Raw genomic sequence first — 17,320 nt, 5'->3', positions numbered from 1 at the left:
AAGGGGGCTCAGTACTTTTCGACTGGCCCGAGCCGCGTTGTCGATTCTATAGTGATCGCTCGCGCCATGGCATGGCGACATTGCAACGACGTTACCGGTCACCACAGAACCGGACGGAGACAACCTCATGATTCCATCGCTTTACCGGCTTGGCGCAGCGCTGATCTGCGCCGGGGCGCTCCTGGCCACCGCAACGCCGGCAGCGGCTGACGCTGGCTATCCCGCGAAGCCAATCCGCCTGGTGGTGCCCTACGCGGCGGGTGGCCCCACCGATACGTTCGCGCGGGCGCTGGCAGCGGGCTGGAGCCGGCAATTGAAAGCCCAGATCGTGATCGAGAACCGGACCGGTGCGGGCACGCTGGTCGGTACCGAGTACGTGTCGAAGGCGACCCCGGATGGTTATACGCTGCTGCTGACCACGGTGGCGCACGCGGTCAATCCCAGCATCCATGACGCACTGCCGTATCGCACTATCGAGGACTTCGCCCCGGTGGGGCTGGCCGCGCGCGCGCCACTGGTGCTGGTGGTCAACAAGAAGCTGCCGGTGGGGAACCTGAAGGAGTTCATCGCTTATCTGAAGGCGCATCCTGGCCAGGTCAACTACAGCTCTGCCGGGGTGGGCAGCGCGCCGCATCTCGGCGCGGAACTGCTCAACTACATGAGCGACACCAAGACCGTTCACGTGCCGTATCGCGGTAGCGCGCCGGCCATGGCCGACCTGATAGGCGGCCACGTGGCCTTCATGTTCGATAGCGCGCCGACCGGACTGGCGCAGGTCCGGGCCGGTACCGTGAAGCTGCTCGCCACCACCATGGCTGCCCGCTTGCCGCAGACGCCCGACGTGCCCGCGGTGGCTGAAGTTGTGCCCGGATACGAGGCCTATACATGGAATGCCGTGTTTGCGCCGGCCAACACGCCGCCGGAGGTTATCCGCAAGCTGACGGACACGTTGGGCGCAACGCTCAAGGAGCCCGCGCTGCAGGCCAAGGCCGTCGATCTCGGGCTGCAGCTGGAAACGAATCCAACACCGCAGGCGCTCGCGCAGTTCGTGCGCGCGGAGATCGCCAAGTGGAAGCCCGTGGCAGTCGCCGCCAACATGAAGGCCGACTGACGTCGCGCCGCAGGAAAAGGAAGACCGAACGATGATCAGACACGAACTCTGCGCCCAGCGCTATTTCGAGGATTTCGAAGTCGGGGAGCGGATGAACCTGCCCTCCCGGACCATGACCGATGCGCTGTTCGCCGCGTTTCAGCTGGCCAGTGGCGACAACCATCCGGTGCACTATGACGTGGAGTACTGCCGCGCGCATGGCATGCCCCATATGCTGGCGCATGGCTTCCAGGTGCTGATCCAGACCGCAGCGGGCGCCGGGTTGTTTCCGCATATGGTCGAGGAATCGCTGAAGGGGTTTATCGAGCAGAGCAGCCGCTTTCTGGCGCCGGTCTATGTCGGGGACACGCTGTATTGCAGCCTGACGGTCAGCGAGCTGATTCCGGGCCGCACCACCGGCGTGCTGGTGATGCAATCCGAGATCCGTAACCAGAACGACGTGCGCGTCATGGAAGGCACGCAGAAGTACCTGTTGCGCAAGCGGGTGCCGGATGCGCGCTAGCACCCGATCCACCCGATTCATTCGGCCCATCGCCCTGCTCGCGCTCGCCTTGTGCGCGAGCGCCGTGTCGGCGGAAGACAAGTTCCCGTCTGGCCCGGTCACGCTGATCGTCCCTTATGCGCCGGGTGGCACGACGGACGTCGTCGCGCGTCAGTACGCCGTGGCGTTGCAGACGGCGTTAGGGCAATCGGTGGTAGTGGAGAATCGGCCCGGCGTGTCGGGAACGCTGGGCGCCCAGGCATTGCTGCGGGCAAAGCCCGATGGATACACGCTGGCCATGATTCCGGCCACGGTATTCCGTCAGCCGTTTATCCAGAAGACGGCTTACGATCCGGCGAGCGACTTCACATACCTCGCACGGATTTCGGGCTACACGTTCGGCATCGTGGTGCGTGCGGACTCGCCATGGCAATCCTGGGGTGATTTCCTGAAGTCGGCGCGTGCGGAGCCCGGCAAGTATTCATATGGCTCGCCGGGGCAGTTCAGTACGCCGCATGTCACGATGCTCGAGATCGGCGCGAAGACGGGCATCTCGCTGAATGCGATTCCGTACAAGAGCGATGCCGAGTGCATACCCGCGCTGCTTGGCGGTCACGTGTCGATGTGCGCGGCGGGCAGTTCTGCCGGGACGCTGGTCGACAGCGGCAAGCTGAGATGGCTGAACCTCTGGACCGAGCGTCGTTCCACGCGCTGGCCCGATGTGCCAACGCTGCGCGAACTCGGGCTGGATATCGTATCGGCATCCCCCTACGGCATTGCGGGGCCGAAGGGCATGAAGGAGCCGGTTGTGCGGATACTGGAAGACGCGCTGCACAAGGCGGCGGTCGATCCGGTTCACCTCGCGGCGCTGAAGCGGCAGGACCAGGCGCTCATGTACATGGATGGCGCCGCCTACAAGCGTTTCGTGGCGGAGCAGATCTCGGTTGAGCGGGCGATGGTCCAGCGTCTGGGACTGAAGGCGGACTAGCCCCCGGCGGCGTTCAGCTGTCCTGCTGCGCGGGCTTGAACGCCTCGCCTACGACACGGGCGTTGTCGAGGTACAGATCCCAGCCACCGGCCCAGTAGCTGCCCCACCACGACGACTTGTCCTGGTTGCTGGAAGGGGTCTTGTTGAAGGCTGCGCCGTAGGGCAGAAAGACGGTTTCGACTTGCGTGGACATGGTCTGGGCGCCAGATGGCGTGGTCAGGTTGGTCGGTCCCTTGGTTATCCTTGGTGGATTCCCTGATAGGGTTTTCCCGAAGTGTAGCAAGACCACTACTATTCGCGCCATGGGACCGATGGGCATACCGCCCATCAAGGCCGCATGATGAGACGCTTAGGGCATATTGAGGGCTGGCTGCCGCCAGCCCTAGCCCTGGCATTTCATCCCGGCGCCTTATCCCCAGTGCCGCACACGGCCGGTATCGACGTGCACGAAATCCTCTTGCTGGTAGAACCCGACGCCGCCAATCTTCAGCGAGGTGGCCGCATCGCGCAGATCAGCCAGCGCTACGCCGGGCAGCCGGATATCGATAGCCATGCCGTCCATATGCAGGCTGTGCTTGGCCACGCCGCCGCCCCGCGTGTTGCGCAGACGGGTGTTGGTGGCCGGGCTGCGATAGCCGGAAATGACCTGGAACGGGGTGTCTGTCTCAAGCTCCCGTCGCAACGAGAAAAGCAGGCCGAAAAGCTGGGGGTCGATTGTGCCGACCGAACCCGAATAGTGATCCCGCAGGAAGCGGTTCAGAGCCAGCTGTGCCTGTGGCAGCACTTCGCTACCCATCGCATACACCAGCGAGATGTTCTCGCCCGTGTGCGTGTGATGGAACGATAGCGAGCGGGCATTCGGCGGGTTGCCGGGGCCGCTGTCAGGTGTGTTCTCAGGTGTGTTGTCCGGCGTATTGGCCCGTGCCACGCCGGTCGAAAGTGCTGCAATGCCGGTGCCGAGGATCAGGCCGCTGGCGCGGTGCAGAAAGCGGCGGCGCGGGGGAGTCTTCGATTGCGTCATGGTGTGGTCTGCGCGAGCTTGCCGGCGCGTGCGGTGGCCGGCGGGTTGCGCTGCCGCAGCGCCTGCTCCAGCAGCTTGTCCTGTCCGTAGATATCAGGCAGAAAATATACACGTCCATCGGCTCTGGCAATGGCGGTGCCGTACGCCAATACAACAGGCAAAGGTTGCTTCAACGCAATTGTGTTGGATTTCCCCTTGCTCATCGCCTGCCGGATGCGCTCCTCGGTCCACTCGGGCATGTCTTGCAGCACGAACTGCGCCAACTGCACCGGCTCCTCGACGCGGATGCAGCCGTGGCTGAAATCGCGGCGGCCGCGCTGGAACAATTGCGGGGTCGGCGTGTGGTGCAAATAGATGTTCTGATTGTTCGGGAACACGAACTTGATGTCCCCCAGCGCGTTCAGCGGGCCGGGCCGTTGCCGGATGCGCATCTGGCCGTTCAGCACCGCATCGAGATTGGCCGACGACAGCGTGGTAATCGCCTGGCCACCCGAGACGAACTCGAAGCCCTGTCGCGTGAAATACCCGGGGTCGCGCCGCGATTTCGGCACCACCTCGCTGCGCGCGATGGATGGCGGTACGTTCCAGTACGGGCTGAACTCGATATAGCGCATGTCCTCGCGGAACATCGGCGTGCGGGTGTTGAGCGCCTTGCCGACGATGACCTTCATCTCCAGCTTGATGTCCAGCTTTCCGTCGACGTAGTCGTAGGCGCGCAGCATGAACTCGGGAATGTTGACGACGATGACGCGGGGGCCTGCCGTCAACGGTGTCCAGCGCAGGCGTTCCATCGTCAGCGCGATCTGCTTCACGCGTTCGGACGGTGTTGTGTTGAGTTGCGCCAGCGTGCCTTGTCCGATGACGCCGTCGGCATCTAGACCATGCCGCTTCTGGAATGACTCGACCGCGGTTACCAGCGCGCCTTCGTACTTTTTCGGAACCGGCGTGCCTTGGGGCAGATCGCCCAATGCCTCCAGACGCTGCGCCATTTGCGCCAGGCCGTCATAGGGCTGCCCGATGGTCAGCTTGTTGCCCGGCGGCGTCGGCAGCGGGGTGTTCCAGAGCGGCTGGGCGGCCAGGGCCCGATAGCGGCTCAGCGCGTCGCGCAACGTCGGATACAGCGGGAACGATGGCGCCGCCTCGTGAATCGCCGCGGGCAGCCGGTTCGCGGCGACGGCGGCGTGCAGATAGCTGTCGGGGTCGAACGGTGTTTCGTCCGCTACCGAGAAGTTCACGTGAATCTGGCGCGGGTCGATACGCCCCTTGTGCAGGTCCGACAGGTACTGGCGCATCGCCACGGTTAGCGCGTTGTCCAGCCGATCCAACGATTCCGGCGCCAGGGCCGTGCCGGAATCGGCCTGCGCGATGGCCCGCTTGAAGCCATCCGCGTCGTAATCCCGGGGTTCCAGCCCATCCGCGCCCGCATCCGCCAGCGCGGCCACGGCCTGTTGCGCGGCTTGCGTCGGGCGCCCGTTGGCAAACCACAGTGGCTGCGCCCAGGCGGACGTCGCGGCGCCGATGAACCAGGCGCATAGCGCGGCTCGCATCCATGTCCGTTTCCGGCGTGGGTGGGGGGTCGAGGGACGGGTCGAGATAACTGCGGTGGCGGTCATCGGCATTCCGGAAGTTTGAGAGAGAGGCTCACGATGGCATCGTATCCGAAGACGAAGGTCGGCTCGCGGGCGCGCTTGATCTGGCGCGATCTAGCGCAATCTATTCGGCCTGCCTGATGTTCAGCCGGGCTCGAAGCGGTGCATCCGGTAAGCCAGCGGCGCTTGAATCGACAGGTAACCATGCACCGCATTGCCCACCGCGCGTCGAAGCGCCACGGCATCGACGGGTCGCGTCGCGGTCATCAAGGTTTGCGATACCAGACTGTACGTCATCGCGTGAACGGCAAAGGCAGTGGCGCCTAGCGGCGCATCGGCGGGCCAATCCGGTCCGTCGGACAGCGTTTCCATCCAGAGCTGCACGAACTCCGCGTACATGTTCCGGAACGCCTCGATGCCGGACACCTTGCGCTCGACCACAAACAGCGCCGCCCAGTGTTCGGGTTCGGCCAGCGGCGCGGCCGACTGGGCGTCGATCAGGGCATCCACACGTGCGGGCAGGGGCTCGGTGCGGTGGGCGTCGATGCTGGCGCGCATCGTGGCCGCGATTGCCTTGACGCGCAGATGGATGCAGACCGCCGCCAGCGCGTCCTTGCAGGAAAAATACTCGTAGAAGCTGCCAATGCCGACCCCGGCTAATCCGATCACCTGACGGATGGAGATGCGGTCATAAGGCTTTTCGGCCAGAAGCTGGAAGAACGCGTCGCGGATGGCGTCGGCCGTGGCGCGGGCCCGCGATTGCGCTGGCTTGCGGCGCCGGGCGCCGGACGGGTTCGGTGGATTGGGGGTGGTGGGAGCTTTGGGGCGCGCTGCTTTCATGTCTGAGAAACCCGAACACCTTGCGATGGACGGATTCTTATACTGGTTGTCGACAAGACCGGCTTGACTGACGAGCCGGCGCAACGGAGACATGCCCATGGAATGGAGCACGCACGAGGTCACCAACGTGGTGACGGAACTGCAGGATTATAACGTCTACACCACCGATCTTCCCTTGCAGGAGGCGGTGCGCCGCGCGGGGGCGGGTGCCCACGAAACCGAGCTATCCGCCTACGGCGCGCGGCTTGGCAGCGCCGAGACGATCCGCATGGCCGAGGAGGCCAACCACTTCAAGCCCGAGCTGCACACGTTCGATCGCCAGGGCCGCCGTATCGACCGCGTGGAGTTTCACCCGAGCTGGCACGGCATCATGCGCATGGCGCGCGAGCAGAACCTGGTGGCACAGCCGTTCGCCGATCCACGTCCCGGCGCATGGGCTGCCTATGCGGCCGGATTCTCGATGCACGGGCAGATCGAGGCGGGCTCGCAGTGCCCGAACTCGATGACTTTCGCGTGCATCCCGGTATTGCAGCGCGAACCCGAACTGTTCGCGGCGCTCGCGCCGAAGCTCTATTCGCGCACGTACGATGCGCGGGATATCCCGCTGGAACAGAAGGACTCGATCCTGGTCGGCATGGGCATGACGGAGAAGCAAGGTGGCTCCGACGTGCGGGCCAACACCACGCGCGCTGAACCGCTGCGTGGCGAGGGGCGCGGCGGCGAGTACCTGATCACCGGCCACAAGTGGTTCTTCTCGGCGCCGATGTGCGACGCGCACCTCGTGGTGGCCCGCACGGAAAGCGGCCCGGCCTGCTTCTACGTGCCGCGCTACCGGCCCGATGGCACCAAGAACGCGGTGCAGATTCAGCGGCTGAAGGACAAGGTGGGCAATCGTTCCAACTCCAGCAGCGAGGTGGAATTCCGTGGTGCCTGGGGGCGCATGATCGGCGAGGAAGGCCGTGGTATTCCCACCATCATCGAAATGGCCACTTTCACGCGCCTGAACTGCGTGATGGGCAGCACCGGCCTGATTCGCCAGTGCCTGGTCCAGGCGTTGCACCATACCCGCCACCGTAGCGCGTTCGGCAAGACGCTGATCGATCAGCCGCTGATGCGCAACGTGCTGGCCGACATGGCGCTCGAATCCGAAGCCGCCACGCTGATGATGATGCGGCTGACCGAGGCCTTCGCGCTGGCCGATGAAGATCCGCTGCAGCGTGCCTACAAGCGCATCGTCACGCCGGCGGCCAAGTTCTGGCTGGCCAAGCGCAGCGTGGAACTGTCTGGCGAGGCCATGGAGGTCTTTGGCGGCAACGGCTATATGGATGAAGGCCCGATGGGCCGCCTGTATCGCGAAACACCAGTGATTTCGATCTGGGAAGGATCGGGCAATGTGATGGCGCTGGACATGATCCGTGCCATCAGCCGGGAGCCGCAGGCCATGCAGGCGTTGCTGGAAGACCTGGCGCCGTTCTGCCGTCAGGACGCGCGTCTGAGCGATGCGGCCACGGCGCTGGTCGCGGGGCTGCGGACCCAGGGCGAGGCGACGGAATGGCTTGCGCGCCGCCATGCGCAGCTTCTGGTGCTGCTGGTGCAGGCCCGCCTGCTCGGCGAACATGCGCCGGCGGCGGTGGCCGATGCGTTTATCGCCAGCCGGTTCGACGCGCAATGGGGCCGCGTGTTCGGCATGCTGCCGGACGGCGTGGCGCACGCCGCGATCCTGGGTCGCGCCTGGACGCAGTAAGGCGCCGCAAGGCCAGCACAAGGCCGGCCAACAAGAGAACATACAAAAGAGAACGTGGAGACGCCCCAATGAACATCGTTGCCTTGCTGGATAGCAACGTACGCAAGTATCCGGACAAGCCGTTCCTGCGGTATGCCGGACAGTCGATCACCTATGCGGAATTCGATGCGTTGTCGCGCGGCGCCGCCATCGTGCTTGCCGACCACGGCGTTGGCGTGGGTGACCGCGTGGCCGTGCTGTGCTTCAACACGCCGGGTATGGTGGCGGCGATGTTCGGTGCGTGGCGGCTCGGCGCGGTGGCGGTGCCGGTCAACCACAAGCTGCAGACGGCGGAGGTCGACTACATCCTCGAACATGCGGGCGTGAAGGTGTGTGTGTTCGACGGCAGCCTGGCTTCCGTGGTCTCTCGCCTGCAGACGCCAGTGAAGCTGTTGGCCACCAACACCGATGCGGCCGGGTTCGATTCGTTCGACGCGCAATTGCCGGCGGCCGCCACCTACGATGCGCCGCCGCCGCCGGCCGACGACGCCATCGCCCAGATTCTCTACACGTCCGGCACCACGGGCCGGCCCAAGGGCTGCGTGCTGACCCATCGGGCCGTGTGCATGGCAGGGATGACCGCCGCGCTGGCGTTGTCGATGCAGCGCGACGAGCGCACGTTGATGGCGATGCCGCTGTGGCACTCGTCGCCGCTCAACAACTGGATGCTCGGCACGCTGTACGTCGGCGGCACCGTTATCTTGCTGCGCGAGTACCACCCGCTGCATTTCCTGCAGACGGCGCAGGACGAGCGCGCCACGCTGTACTTCGGCGCGCCAGTGTCATACCTGCTGCCGCTGCAGATGAAGATCGACGTTACCGCGTTCGATCTGGGGTCGGTCCGCGCATGGATCTATGGCGGCGGCCCGATCGGCGCGGACACCGCCCGCCAGCTTGCGCAGCTATATCGCAGCGATCGCTTCTATCAGGTATTTGGCATGACCGAGACCGGGCCGTCCGGCACCGTGCTGTACCCGGAGGAACAGGTTGCCAAGGCGGGCTCGATTGGCCGCGTGGCCACGCCGGGTCTGGACATGCGCGTGGTGCGCACGGACGGTGCCGATGCTGGCCCCGGCGAGATTGGCGAAATCTGGATCAAGGCCGACTCCAATATGCTGGGCTACCTCGATAACGAAGCGGCCACACGTGAAGTCATGCGCGATGGTTGGTATCGCAGCGGAGATCTGGCCCGGCTGGACGCCGACGGCTTCCTGTTCGTGGTGGATCGCACCAAGGACATGATCATTACCGGTGGCGAGAACGTCTACTCGAAGGAAGTCGAGGACGTACTGGGGGCGCACCCCGACGTTCAGGACGTTGCCGTGATCGGCCGGCCACACGACCAGTGGGGCGAGACCGTGGTGGCGGTGCTGGTGCCCAGGCCCGGCACGCAGCCGGACCCGGAGGACATCAAGGCCTTCGCCGCCGAGCGGCTGGCGCGCTACAAGGTGCCGCGCGAGTTCCTGATTCGCGACACGCTGCCACGTACCCCCACGGGCAAGCTGATGAAGCACGTGCTGCGCGCGGACTTCACGTAGCGACTCCGGCCGACGGTTGTGCGCCGGACGATGCTTCCGGCCCGCAATCCGCGCCATCCGTATGCCCGGACTAAGCTGTAGGGATGACTGGCACGGTTCGGGCATGCGGGAGGCGCGATGGCAACGCGGAACGGTTTTATCGGCGCAGTCGGCAACACGCCGTTGATCAGGCTCGGCAAGCTCAGCGCGGAAACGGGCTGCGAGATCCTCGGCAAGGCCGAGTTCCTGAACCCGGGTGGCTCGGTCAAGGACCGCGCCGCCCTGTACATCATTGCCGACGCCGAGCGGCGCGGTACGCTGAAGTCCGGCGGCACCGTGGTCGAAGGCACAGCCGGCAACACCGGCATCGGCCTGGCGCATATCTGTGCCGCGCGTGGTTATCGCTGCGTGATCGTGATTCCGGAGACCCAGTCGAAAGAGAAGATGGACCTGCTGCGCGTGCTCGGCGCCGAAGTACGCACCGTGCCGGCTGTGCCCTACGCCGACCCCAACAACTATCAGAAGGTGGCAGGGCGCCTGGCGCAGGAACTCGACAATGCGATCTGGGCGAACCAGTTCGACAACACGGTCAACCGGCAGGCCCACTACGAGACCACGGGGCCGGAGATCTGGCGGGATACCGACGGCAAGGTCGATGCTTTCGTCTGCGCCACCGGCACAGGCGGGACGCTTGCGGGCGTTGCCCGCTTTCTCAAGGCGCAGAACCCGGCGGTGCGAACGGTGCTGGCCGATCCACACGGCAGTGGTCTGTACAGCTTCGTGAAGACCGGGCAGATCCGGGCCGAAGGCAATTCGATCACCGAGGGGATCGGGTCGAGCCGCATCACGGCGAATCTCGCGGACACACCAATCGACGATGCGGTGCGCATCGATGACCAGCGTTGCGTGACGATGGTCTATCGCCTGCTGCGCGAGGAAGGGCTGTACGTGGGCGGGTCGACGGGCATCAATGTGGCGGCCGCGGTGCAGATTGCGCAGGATCTGGGGCCGGGTCACACCATCGTGACGCTACTGTGCGATCGTGGCAGCTTGTATTCGGCACGGTTGTTCAACGCCGAATGGCTGGCGCAGAAGGGGCTGGTGGCGGGTTAGCCGCGCTTGGTGGTGCCGTGCTGGTGCCGTGCTGGTGCCTTGGCGCTGTAATCGACATTTCGCGTCGCCGTGAAACATCCAGTGAGATGCCGAACCATACTGGGTGGCATCTACAAGATGCGAGCAGGCCATGCCCCCCAACGCTTCCCTTGCCCCCGCCGATCCAATTGCAGCCGTCACGCACGCCGATCCTTATCCTTACTATCGTGACCTCGCGAGCACTCGCCCCTTCCACTTCGATCCCGCACTGAAGCTGTGGGTCGCCGCCAGTGCGGCGGCTGTCGCGGAAGTGCTGGACCATGCCGATGGTCGCGTGCGGCCAGTCGCGCAGCCCGTTCCGCCGTCGCTCGCCGGATCTGCCGCAGGTGACCTGTTCGGACGGCTGATCCGTATGAACGACGGCGTGCCCCATGCCCCGTTGAAGGCAATCGTGGCGCGGCAGATGGCGGCGCTGGATCTGTCCGATGTACGCGGTCGCGCCCGCGCGCTGGCAGCGGCATTGCCCCGCGTGGACCACGACGACGCGCACGAAGCCAATCGCTGGATGTTCACGCTACCGGTGCTTGCCATTGCCGATCTGCTGGGCCTTCCACTCGAGCGCGATGCGGACGGTCACGTCTCGACGCGGGTGGCCGGTTTCGTTGCCACGTTTGCCACGGCCATGTCGCCGCTGGCATCCGCTGCGGATGTTGAGGCTGGCGTTGCTGCCGCGCAATGGCTGACGCGCCTGGCGCAAACCGCCGGCGATCGCGCTACGGCAGGCAGCGGCTTGCTGGTCGCGCTGGCGCAGGCAGGGGGTGACAGCAAGTTGGATCCGGCCACGCTGACGGCAAACGCGATCGGCCTGATGATCCAGTCGTGCGAAGCGACGGCCGGGCTGATCGGCAACACGCTCGTTTATCTCGGCAGATCTGGCTGGCAAGGGGCCGATATCGCAGCGAGCGTAGATCGGGTGGCAAGGATCGATCCACCCGTGCAGAACACGCGCCGTTTCATGGCAGCGGATGCGATGTTGTGCGGTCAGCAGGTCAAGGCGGGCGATGCGGTGCTGGTGTTGCTAGCCGCCGCGGCGCATGATCCTTCCGCCCCCGTGGACGATCGCGCGTGGACCTTTGGCGCGGGCCGGCACGGTTGCCCAGGCGATGCGCTGGCTCGCGTGCTGGCCACGTGCACGATCGAGGCGCTGCTCGCGCGCGACGTGCACCCGGACCGGCTTGCTGCCAGCGTGCGCTATCGGCCATCCGTCAACGCGCGCATTCCCAGCTTTTCATCCAACAACTAAATGGAGCCCCCAACCATGATCGCCATCATCTTTGAAGTCGAGCCCGCGCCAGGGCGTCAGGACGCCTACCTCGAGATTGCCGCGCACCTGAAATCGACGCTGGAAACCATTGATGGATTCATCTCGGTGGAGCGGTTCCAGAGCCTGACCACGCCGGGCAAGCTGCTCTCGCTGTCGTTCTTCCGGGACGAGGCGGCCGTGATCGCCTGGCGCAACACGCTCGACCACCGCAAGGCGCAGGCGGCCGGGCGCGGTGGCGTGTTTGCCAACTATCGGCTGCGCGTGGCGCAGGTGATACGCGATTACGGCATGAATGAACGCGACGAAGCGCCGGCCGACAGCCGCGCGGTGCACGACGCGGCGCAACCCTGATCCCCGGAGCCAATGCGAATGACGTCGTTCGATATCGGGCAGGAGATTGCATTCATCGGCCTGACATTTCTGTTGGCCGGCTTCGTGAAGGGGGTGGTCGGGCTGGGCCTGCCGACAGTGGCGGTGGGCCTGCTGGGGCTGGTCATGCCGCCTGCCCAGGCCGCCGCGCTACTGGTGGCGCCTTCGATGGTGACCAATGTGGTCCAGCTATTCAGCGGCCCGCGTTTTGGCACGTTACTGCAGCGGCTCTGGCCGATGCTCGTGGCGATCTGCGCGGGCACGTGGATCTGCGCGGCGCTGGTGCCGGCCCGGGTTCTCGGACATGCCACCAACGCATTGGGCGTGGCGCTGGTGCTCTACGCGATCGTCGGGCTGGCCGCCGTGAGGCTGCACGTTCCGCCACGCGCGGAAGGCTGGCTGGCGCCACTGGTCGGGTTGGTGACTGGTGCCATCACGGCGGTGACGGGTGTATTCGTGATTCCGGCCGTGCCTTACCTGCAGGGGCTTGGGCTGGACAAGGAAAGCATGGTCCAGGCGCTGGGGCTGTCGTTCACCGTGTCTACCATTGCGCTGGCGGTCAGCCTGGCGCTGGACGGCGCGCTGCTGCACACGCCGGTTCTGGGGGCCTCGGCGCTGGCGCTGGTTCCCGCGCTCGGGGGCATGTTCTTCGGGCAGTGGCTGCGCCACCGGATCAGCGCGGAGCGCTTCCGCCGCCTGTTCTTCTGTGGTCTGTTGTTGCTTGGCGTCGATCTGGCGCTACGCGGAGCATTCTGACCCCATCCGCCGAGGATTCCTGACATATTCGCCTGCCATACTGGCTCCCAGATCGCGGCGCTAGCATGGCCTTGCCGCACCGGACACGAAAGGGCGATGCGGTATGAAGCGGCGCACGGGCGGTACCAGGCTGTTGGCAACGCTGGGCAGGCAGGCGGCGCAGAGCGCGCGCCGGCTGCAGCGCACCGTGGCGCAGACAGTGACAAATCCGATGTTGCGCGTGGCCAGGCAGCAGGGCCAGGCGGTCGGCAAGGCCATGGGGCGTGCCGTTGGCAAGGCCGCGCGTCAGGCCTTCACAGGGGTTGTGACTCCAGCCCCATCCCCGGTCAGCAAGGGCGGCGGTATCTGGGAGGAAGGGCTGTGGGGCTTCAGCCTCGGTATCGGCAGCATGGCGCAGCGCCGCTATCGCGTGTTCGTGCCGCCCGGTGTCAGCGCGGCGCGGCCAGCGCCGCTGCTGGTGTTGCTGCACGGCTGCGGCCAGGATGCCGCCAGCTTTGCGGCCTGCGCCCGCGTGGCCACCGTGGCGCGCGACGCCCGCTGGGTGGTGCTGATGCCGGAGCAATCGCTGCAAGGCAACGCCCAGCGCTGCTGGAACTGGTTCCGGCCCGCTGAGCGCGGCGCATCGGAGGCGGCGCTGTTGATGTCGATGGTCGATCATGCGTGCCGGCGCTACGCGGTTCTGGCCGACCGGGTTTGCGCGTTCGGTTTGTCTGCTGGCGGCGCCATGGCGATGATGCTGGGTCTGCGCTATCCCGATCGTTTTGCCGCCGTGGGATCGCATTCCGGCGCCGCGCCGTTCAGTGCCAGCAACGCGTCGCAGGCGTCACGCGCGATGCGTGGGGAGCGGGCGCCTGACATTGACGCGGCGCGGTTGCTGCTGGCTGGACGTCGGCCTCCGCCGCTGCTGCTGATGCATGGCGACGAGGATGCGGTGGTGTCCTACGACAACGCCACGGCAACGGCTGCCATGTGGCTCGACCTCGTGCCACATGGCGTGCATGCACCTGCCCCGTTGCCGCCAAAGCGCGTGCGCCGCGGCACGCGCAGGGAGATGGACGTGCTCGACTGGCAGAGCGGGGCACGCCCGTACCTGCGGCTCGTGAAGGTGGAGGGTTTGCGTCACGCCTGGAGCGGCGGCGCGCCGGGGCAGGCGTTCGCCGACCCCACCGGCCCCGATGCACTCAAGATCGCGCTACGGTTCTTCTCGGTGAACGGCCGTCACGATTGAGTGTGGGTAGCGCGCGGATCGAGCGCAGATAGAGCGCAGATAGAGCGTGGGCAGGGCTTGGCCCGTGGATGATGGCGCGATCAGGCCGCGCCAACGGGTTCGAACACGACGTCGCTGGTCGGACACGCCACGCAGGGCAGGATGTAGCCATCCTCCTTTTCGTCGCGGCTCAGGCCTGGCCATTCCACGCGGTAACGCACGCTGCCCGCGTGGAGTTTGCTGATGCAGGCGCGGCAGGTGCCATTGCGGCACGAACTGGGCAGCGACACGCCATCGAGCAGCGCCGCCTCAAGCAGACTCAACGAAGCCGGCGCGGCAAACCGTGTATTTGCGGGCAGGACGCACGCCGTGTATTCGGTGTCGTCGAAGGTGTTCCCGTCGCCAGTCATGCCTGCTCTTCGGTATCCGGGAATCGGGCTCGGCCGTGCGTGGCGTCGCGCAGCGTGGCAATCGCGCCATCGCGCAGCGTGGCGGGCAGGCGGATCAGCAGCGTCGCCAACGCGTCATATCGGGTGTCGACCAGCGTGCAGCCTTCGGCGGCTGACAGCTCCAGCCAGCGTCGCACGCGCGATTCGTCGGCATAGTCGATCTCGATGGCAAACGTGGTGTACGCAATGCGTTCGATACGCTCGGCGTCCTTGAGCGCGCTGGCGATGGCGTCGGTATAGGCCCGCACGAGGCCGCCCGCGCCCAGCTTGACGCCGCCGTAGTACCGCACCACGGCCGCCAGCACGCCGTCGAGGTCGTGATGGCGAAGAACTTCGAGGATCGGCCTGCCTGCCGTGCCAGAAGGCTCGCCATCGTCTGACATGCCCGACTGTCCGCCCGCCAGCAGCGCCCAGCACACATGGGTGGCGGTGGGATGCTGCGCCCGCAGATCCTGAATCACGGCCATCGCCGCGTCACGATCGGCCACCGGCACGGCCAGCGCGATAAAGCGGCTCTTGCGGATCTCGATGTCGGCGTGAACTGGAGCGGCAAGCGTGTAGGTAGGCAAGACGGGGAAATGCAGTGGTCGCTGGGCAGGATGGCGAGTGTAGCGCAGGCCGACGGTTGGCTACGGAAACCAGGCCGCATGACAGCTCGCTGACCGTCAAAAAACTGTCATGCTGGGTGCTTATCATCCGCCACGGGGCGTTCCGTCCACATTGCCCCGGTGCCCGATTCGCATAACTATCCACCCATATAAAACCATCATGTCCGACCAACCCCTCGTTGCCCGTCGCCGTGCCCTGAAAATCCTTGGTGGAGCCCCGATGCTCCCGATCGGCGCGGCCGCCGCGAGTCTTGCGGGTGGGATGACCGCGATGGAGGCCGCGTTCGCCGCCGCGCCCCGGCGCAAGGCTGGCGCGGCATTTACGTCGGCAACGTTCACGGGCATGGCCGCGCCGTCGCTCGACAATCCGGCTGCGATGGCCACGACGACGGTTGGCTCGTCGATCAAGGTGTCTTACAGCGACGACAGCGCGCAGGAATATGCGCTGGCATACCAGCCCTTCTTTGTCACCGGCGACATGCTGCCCGATGGCAAGGGCGGCAAGGTGCTGGCAGGCGGCTACTACGACATCCATAACCGCCCGATCATGGATACCTCGGTGCCCGGCAAGACGCGTCAGTTCTTCTCGGACTGCCCGGACGGCAGCTCGCTGCTGACCGTGCGCGGCGCGCGCGTGCATGGCGTGAAGGGCAATACGGTGTTCGCCGTGGTGCAGTTCGAATACACCACGCGCGACCAGGCCAACGGTGACATGTACGGCATGCTGCCGTCGCCGATCGCCGTCATCACGCTCGACCAGGACCCGAAGACCGGCAAGCTCACTCCGGTGCGCTATCACAACGTGGATACTTCGGCGGTGAACGGCCTGTGGATCACCTGCGGCGCGAGCCTGTCACCGTGGAACACGCACCTGTCGAGCGAGGAGTACGAGCCGGATGCGGTCAAGGCCGCCACCGACAAGCGCCTGCGTGGCTTCAGCCAGAACCTGTATGGCGACGCAGACCGCGCCAATCCCTATCACTACGGCCATCTGCCCGAAGTCACCGTGCACGCCGACGGCACGGGTTCGATCCGCAAGCATTACTGCCTGGGCCGCATCTCGCACGAACTCGTGCAGGTGATGCCGGACGAACGCACCGTACTGATGGGCGATGATGCCACCAACGGCGGCCTGTTCATGTTTATCGCCGATCGTCCGCGCGATCTGTCGTCGGGCAAGCTCTATGTGGCCAAGTGGCACCAGACTTCCGGCACGGGGCCGGGCGCGGCCACGCTGTCGTGGATCGCGCTGGGCAGCGCGACGAGCGACGAGATCCGCAAGCTGGTGGATAGTGGCATCAAGGTCCCCGACATCATGGACGTCAAGGCCAAGGACCCGGCAGATAGCGCTTACACGCGCATCCTGATCGATGGCAAGCCGAACTGGGTAAAGGTGGCACCGGGCCAGGAAAAGGCGGCGGCGTTCCTGGAGACCCATCGTTACGCGGCGCTCGTGGGTGGCAGCCTGGGCTTCACCAAGATGGAAGGCACGACGGTCAATATCGCGGACCGCAAGGCGTACTCGGCGATCTCGCGTATCGAATCGAGCATGTTGGCCGGCAACGCGGCGAACGCGGGCGATATCCGCGTGGAAGGTCCCTACTCCGGCGCCGTGTACGAACTGAACCTGAGTGGCGCCCAGACCGACCATGCTGGCGCGCGCATCGACAGCGAATGGGTGCCGGTCGACATGGCGCCGGTGCCGGCACTGGTATCCGAAGACCTCGGCGGCGGACCCAAGAAGGCGCAGGATGCGCTTGGCAACTTCGCCAACCCCGACAAGGTGGCCACGCCGGACAACCTCAAGTTCTCGGAGTCGCTGCGCACGCTGTTCGTCGGCGAGGACAGCAACACGCACGTCAACAACTTCCTGTGGGCGTACAACGTCGACACGAAGCAGTTGTCGCGCGTGCTGTCGTGCCCGGCCGGCGCGGAATCGACCGGACTGCACGCGGTGGACGAGATCAATGGCTGGACGTACATCATGAGCAACTTCCAGCATCCTGGCGACTGGGAAGCAGGCCTGCACGACAAGGTCAAGGCACAGCTCGACCCGCTGGTCCGCGCCAACTACAAGGACCGGTTTGGCGCGGCGGTGGGCTACCTGACGGCGACGCCGGCAGCGATCCGCCTCGGCAAGCGGGCCTGACGCCGCGTTCCGCCCGGTCCTGCTAACCTGTGGGCT

General features: G+C 65.7%; 17 protein-coding genes. 11 read left to right on the top strand and 6 right to left on the bottom strand.

The annotated features are described in order from the left end of the window. Window positions 1-127: 127 nt before the first annotated feature. The 3 genes from B2246_RS10590 to B2246_RS10580 are packed head-to-tail and all read left to right on the top strand — an operon-like array spanning window position 128 to window position 2,580. A complete protein-coding gene (locus tag B2246_RS10590; RefSeq protein WP_186426074.1) occupies window positions 128-1,111 on the top strand; it encodes a tripartite tricarboxylate transporter substrate binding protein in 984 nt (327 codons plus the stop codon). Between the two features lie 31 nt (window positions 1,112-1,142). Next, window positions 1,143-1,613, top strand: coding sequence for a MaoC family dehydratase (locus tag B2246_RS10585; protein WP_008651486.1), 471 nt, complete (start codon window positions 1,143-1,145; stop codon window positions 1,611-1,613). Next, window positions 1,603-2,580 carry a tripartite tricarboxylate transporter substrate binding protein gene (locus tag B2246_RS10580; RefSeq protein WP_286880350.1) on the top strand — a complete coding sequence of 326 codons (978 nt, stop codon included), beginning with the start codon at window positions 1,603-1,605 and terminating at the stop codon, window positions 2,578-2,580. Before B2246_RS10585 ends, B2246_RS10580 begins: the two co-directional genes overlap by 11 nt. 13 nt (window positions 2,581-2,593) lie before the next feature. Here B2246_RS10580 and B2246_RS10575 read toward each other — a convergent pair whose 3' ends face one another. The 4 genes from B2246_RS10575 to B2246_RS10560 all read right to left on the bottom strand — a co-directional run bounded on the left by B2246_RS10575 (window position 2,594) and on the right by B2246_RS10560 (window position 6,030). Further along, window positions 2,594-2,773 (bottom strand): hypothetical protein, encoded by a 180-nt coding sequence (locus tag B2246_RS10575; RefSeq protein ID WP_035884470.1) that lies wholly within the window; start codon window positions 2,771-2,773, stop codon window positions 2,594-2,596. 216 nt (window positions 2,774-2,989) lie between these two features. Further along, window positions 2,990-3,601 carry a YcbK family protein gene (locus tag B2246_RS10570; RefSeq protein WP_035884471.1) on the bottom strand — a complete coding sequence of 204 codons (612 nt, stop codon included), beginning with the start codon at window positions 3,599-3,601 and terminating at the stop codon, window positions 2,990-2,992. Beyond that, window positions 3,598-5,148: a L,D-transpeptidase family protein gene (locus tag B2246_RS10565; RefSeq protein WP_008651490.1), complete on the bottom strand. Its 1,551-nt coding sequence runs from the start codon at window positions 5,146-5,148 to the stop codon at window positions 3,598-3,600. Before B2246_RS10565 ends, B2246_RS10570 begins: the two co-directional genes overlap by 4 nt. A 186-nt stretch (window positions 5,149-5,334) precedes the next feature. Beyond that, window positions 5,335-6,030 carry a TetR/AcrR family transcriptional regulator gene (locus tag B2246_RS10560; protein WP_035884472.1) on the bottom strand — a complete coding sequence of 232 codons (696 nt, stop codon included), beginning with the start codon at window positions 6,028-6,030 and terminating at the stop codon, window positions 5,335-5,337. Window positions 6,031-6,127: 97 nt separating this feature from the next. Here B2246_RS10560 and B2246_RS10555 point away from each other — a divergent pair, with 97 nt between their 5' ends. The 7 genes from B2246_RS10555 to B2246_RS10525 all read left to right on the top strand — a co-directional run bounded on the left by B2246_RS10555 (window position 6,128) and on the right by B2246_RS10525 (window position 14,099). Continuing rightward, window positions 6,128-7,774 (top strand): acyl-CoA dehydrogenase family protein, encoded by a 1,647-nt coding sequence (locus tag B2246_RS10555; protein ID WP_035884473.1) that lies wholly within the window; start codon window positions 6,128-6,130, stop codon window positions 7,772-7,774. Window positions 7,775-7,842: 68 nt separating this feature from the next. After that, entirely contained in the window at window positions 7,843-9,351 is a 1,509-nt protein-coding gene (locus tag B2246_RS10550) for a class I adenylate-forming enzyme family protein (protein WP_286880346.1), read from the top strand. 117 nt (window positions 9,352-9,468) lie between these two features. Next, complete coding sequence (locus B2246_RS10545) at window positions 9,469-10,443, top strand: cysteine synthase A (RefSeq protein ID WP_008651497.1); 975 nt, start codon at window positions 9,469-9,471, stop codon at window positions 10,441-10,443. A 130-nt stretch (window positions 10,444-10,573) separates the two neighbouring features. Further along, on the top strand, window positions 10,574-11,725 hold the full coding sequence (locus B2246_RS10540) for a cytochrome P450 (RefSeq protein ID WP_286880344.1): 1,152 nt from the start codon (window positions 10,574-10,576) through the stop codon (window positions 11,723-11,725). 15 nt (window positions 11,726-11,740) lie between these two features. Then, window positions 11,741-12,097 (top strand): antibiotic biosynthesis monooxygenase family protein, encoded by a 357-nt coding sequence (locus B2246_RS10535; protein WP_008651500.1) that lies wholly within the window; start codon window positions 11,741-11,743, stop codon window positions 12,095-12,097. An 18-nt stretch (window positions 12,098-12,115) separates the two neighbouring features. Continuing rightward, window positions 12,116-12,871 (top strand): sulfite exporter TauE/SafE family protein, encoded by a 756-nt coding sequence (locus tag B2246_RS10530; protein ID WP_008651501.1) that lies wholly within the window; start codon window positions 12,116-12,118, stop codon window positions 12,869-12,871. Window positions 12,872-12,974: 103 nt separating this feature from the next. Next, window positions 12,975-14,099 (top strand): alpha/beta hydrolase family esterase, encoded by a 1,125-nt coding sequence (locus B2246_RS10525; RefSeq protein WP_286880341.1) that lies wholly within the window; start codon window positions 12,975-12,977, stop codon window positions 14,097-14,099. Between the two features lie 80 nt (window positions 14,100-14,179). On the opposite strand, the gene B2246_RS10520 is transcribed toward B2246_RS10525, so the two are convergent. Then, complete coding sequence (locus B2246_RS10520) at window positions 14,180-14,488, bottom strand: 2Fe-2S iron-sulfur cluster-binding protein (RefSeq protein WP_008651504.1); 309 nt, start codon at window positions 14,486-14,488, stop codon at window positions 14,180-14,182. After that, window positions 14,485-15,096, bottom strand: a complete 612-nt coding sequence (locus B2246_RS10515) for an IMPACT family protein (RefSeq protein WP_008651505.1) — start codon at window positions 15,094-15,096, stop codon at window positions 14,485-14,487. The genes B2246_RS10520 and B2246_RS10515 overlap by 4 nt, the downstream gene beginning before the upstream one ends. A 199-nt stretch (window positions 15,097-15,295) precedes the next feature. Between B2246_RS10515 and B2246_RS10510 the strand changes: the two genes are divergently transcribed. Beyond that, window positions 15,296-17,284 carry a PhoX family protein gene (locus B2246_RS10510; protein WP_286880337.1) on the top strand — a complete coding sequence of 663 codons (1,989 nt, stop codon included), beginning with the start codon at window positions 15,296-15,298 and terminating at the stop codon, window positions 17,282-17,284. Window positions 17,285-17,320 lie beyond the last annotated feature (36 nt).

This window comes from Cupriavidus sp. UBA2010, assembly GCF_002335265.1.
Taxonomy (GTDB): Bacteria; Pseudomonadota; Gammaproteobacteria; order Burkholderiales; family Burkholderiaceae; genus Cupriavidus; species Cupriavidus metallidurans.
This window is presented reverse-complemented; position numbering and strand designations above follow the sequence as displayed.

Excerpts from the sequence above, each read along its gene's own strand:
- B2246_RS10590 (WP_186426074.1), top strand. The coding sequence starts at position 128 with ATGATTCCATCGCTTTACCGGCTTGGCGCAGCGCTGATCTGCGCCGGG.
- B2246_RS10585 (WP_008651486.1), top strand. The coding sequence starts at position 1,143 with ATGATCAGACACGAACTCTGCGCCCAGCGCTATTTCGAGGATTTCGAA.
- B2246_RS10580 (WP_286880350.1), top strand. The coding sequence starts at position 1,603 with ATGCGCGCTAGCACCCGATCCACCCGATTCATTCGGCCCATCGCCCTG.
- B2246_RS10575 (WP_035884470.1), bottom strand. The coding sequence starts at position 2,773 with ATGTCCACGCAAGTCGAAACCGTCTTTCTGCCCTACGGCGCAGCCTTC.
- B2246_RS10570 (WP_035884471.1), bottom strand. The coding sequence starts at position 3,601 with ATGACGCAATCGAAGACTCCCCCGCGCCGCCGCTTTCTGCACCGCGCC.
- B2246_RS10565 (WP_008651490.1), bottom strand. The coding sequence starts at position 5,148 with ATGCGAGCCGCGCTATGCGCCTGGTTCATCGGCGCCGCGACGTCCGCC.
- B2246_RS10560 (WP_035884472.1), bottom strand. The coding sequence starts at position 6,030 with ATGAAAGCAGCGCGCCCCAAAGCTCCCACCACCCCCAATCCACCGAAC.
- B2246_RS10555 (WP_035884473.1), top strand. The coding sequence starts at position 6,128 with ATGGAATGGAGCACGCACGAGGTCACCAACGTGGTGACGGAACTGCAG.
- B2246_RS10550 (WP_286880346.1), top strand. The coding sequence starts at position 7,843 with ATGAACATCGTTGCCTTGCTGGATAGCAACGTACGCAAGTATCCGGAC.
- B2246_RS10545 (WP_008651497.1), top strand. The coding sequence starts at position 9,469 with ATGGCAACGCGGAACGGTTTTATCGGCGCAGTCGGCAACACGCCGTTG.
- B2246_RS10540 (WP_286880344.1), top strand. The coding sequence starts at position 10,574 with ATGCCCCCCAACGCTTCCCTTGCCCCCGCCGATCCAATTGCAGCCGTC.
- B2246_RS10535 (WP_008651500.1), top strand. The coding sequence starts at position 11,741 with ATGATCGCCATCATCTTTGAAGTCGAGCCCGCGCCAGGGCGTCAGGAC.
- B2246_RS10530 (WP_008651501.1), top strand. The coding sequence starts at position 12,116 with ATGACGTCGTTCGATATCGGGCAGGAGATTGCATTCATCGGCCTGACA.
- B2246_RS10525 (WP_286880341.1), top strand. The coding sequence starts at position 12,975 with ATGAAGCGGCGCACGGGCGGTACCAGGCTGTTGGCAACGCTGGGCAGG.
- B2246_RS10520 (WP_008651504.1), bottom strand. The coding sequence starts at position 14,488 with ATGACTGGCGACGGGAACACCTTCGACGACACCGAATACACGGCGTGC.
- B2246_RS10510 (WP_286880337.1), top strand. The coding sequence starts at position 15,296 with ATGTCCGACCAACCCCTCGTTGCCCGTCGCCGTGCCCTGAAAATCCTT.